At 57.0% G+C, this 1,729-nt stretch carries 1 pseudogene; it reads right to left on the bottom strand.

From position 1 onward, the window contains the following. Nucleotides 1–1,729: pseudogene (locus ASN89_RS24380) on the bottom strand (DNA-directed RNA polymerase subunit beta'); the annotation flags it as partial.

Here is a 1,729-nt window from a genome sequence, read left to right as displayed (position 1 = left end):
CGAATCTGGGCTGCGGAACCGCGCGCGCCGGAGTCGGCCATCATGTAAATGGCGTTGAACGATTCTTGCGTCGACTTGGTGCCGTCGCGGCGGATCACGTCTTCGACTTTGAGCTGGTCCATCATGGCCTTGCCGACTTCATCCGAGGTTTTGCCCCAGATATCGACTACCTTGTTGTAACGCTCGCCGGCGGTCACGAGACCCGAGGCGTATTGCTGTTCGATCTGCTTGACTTCCGATTCGGCCGTCGCGATCAAGGTGACTTTTTGCGGCGGTACCAGCATGTCGTCGACGCAGATCGAGATACCGGCGCGTGTCGCCAGGCGGAAACCCGATTGCATCAGTTTGTCTGCGAACACCACGGTGGCGCGCAGGCCGCACTTGCGGAACGACGTGTTGATCAGCTTGGAAATTTCTTTCTTTTTCAGCGCGCGGTTCAGTACGGAGAACGGCAGGCCTTTAGGCAGAATTTCCGACAGGATCGCACGGCCGATCGTCGTTTCGTAACGCGTTACCGTTTTTTCGAATTCGCCCGTTTCGGCGTTTTTCGGGTATTCGGTAATACGCACGGTGACGCGGGTCGTCAGTTCGACTTCCTTGTTGTCGTAGGCGCGGATTACTTCCGACACGTCAGGGAACATCATCCCTTCGTTCTTCGCATTGATCGCTTCGCGGGTCGCGTAGTACAGACCCAACACGATATCCTGGGAAGGAACGATCGATGGTTCGCCGTTCGATGGGAACAGGATGTTGTTCGATGCCAGCATCAAAGTGCGTGCTTCCATCTGCGCTTCGATCGACAGAGGAACGTGGACCGCCATTTGGTCACCGTCAAAGTCGGCGTTGAATGCGGCGCAGACGAGCGGGTGCAACTGGATGGCCTTGCCTTCAATCAGGACTGGCTCGAACGCCTGGATACCCAGACGGTGCAACGTCGGTGCGCGGTTCAACATGATCGGATGTTCACGGATCACGTCTTCCAGGATGTCCCACACGACCGGCTCTTGAATCTCGACCAGCTTTTTCGCGGCCTTGATCGTGGTAGCCAGACCCATCAGTTCCAGTTTATTGAAAATGAATGGTTTGAACAGTTCCAGCGCCATCAGTTTCGGCAAGCCGCACTGATGCAGTTTCAATTGCGGACCCACGACGATGACCGAACGACCGGAGTAATCGACGCGTTTGCCCAGCAAGTTTTGACGGAAACGGCCGCCCTTGCCCTTGATCATCTCGGCCAAGGACTTCAGCGGACGCTTGTTGGCGCCGGTCATCGCTTTGCCGCGACGGCCGTTGTCCAGCAGCGAATCGACTGCTTCTTGCAGCATGCGCTTTTCGTTGCGCGTGATGATCTCTGGAGCGCGCAGCTCCATCAGGCGTTTCAGACGGTTGTTACGGTTGATGACGCGGCGATACAGATCGTTCAGATCCGAGGTCGCGAAACGGCCACCATCCAGTGGTACCAGCGGACGCAGTTCCGGCGGCAGCACTGGCAGCACTTCCATGATCATCCAGTCAGGCTTGATGCCCGAACGTTGGAATGCTTCCAGCACTTTCAGGCGCTTGGCGTATTTCTTGATCTTGGCTTCGGATTTCGATTCCTTCAGTTCCACGCGCAGGGTTTCGGCATCGCGGTGGATGTCGATCGAGCGCAGCAGTTCACGGATACCTTCGGCGCCCATGAAGGCGGTGAAGTCGTCGCCGTACTCTTCGTACTTGGCGGCGTAGTCGT

The organism is Janthinobacterium sp. Ant5-2-1 (assembly GCF_001445815.1).
GTDB lineage: Bacteria > Pseudomonadota > Gammaproteobacteria > Burkholderiales > Burkholderiaceae_D > Janthinobacterium > Janthinobacterium lividum_E.
This window is presented reverse-complemented; position numbering and strand designations above follow the sequence as displayed.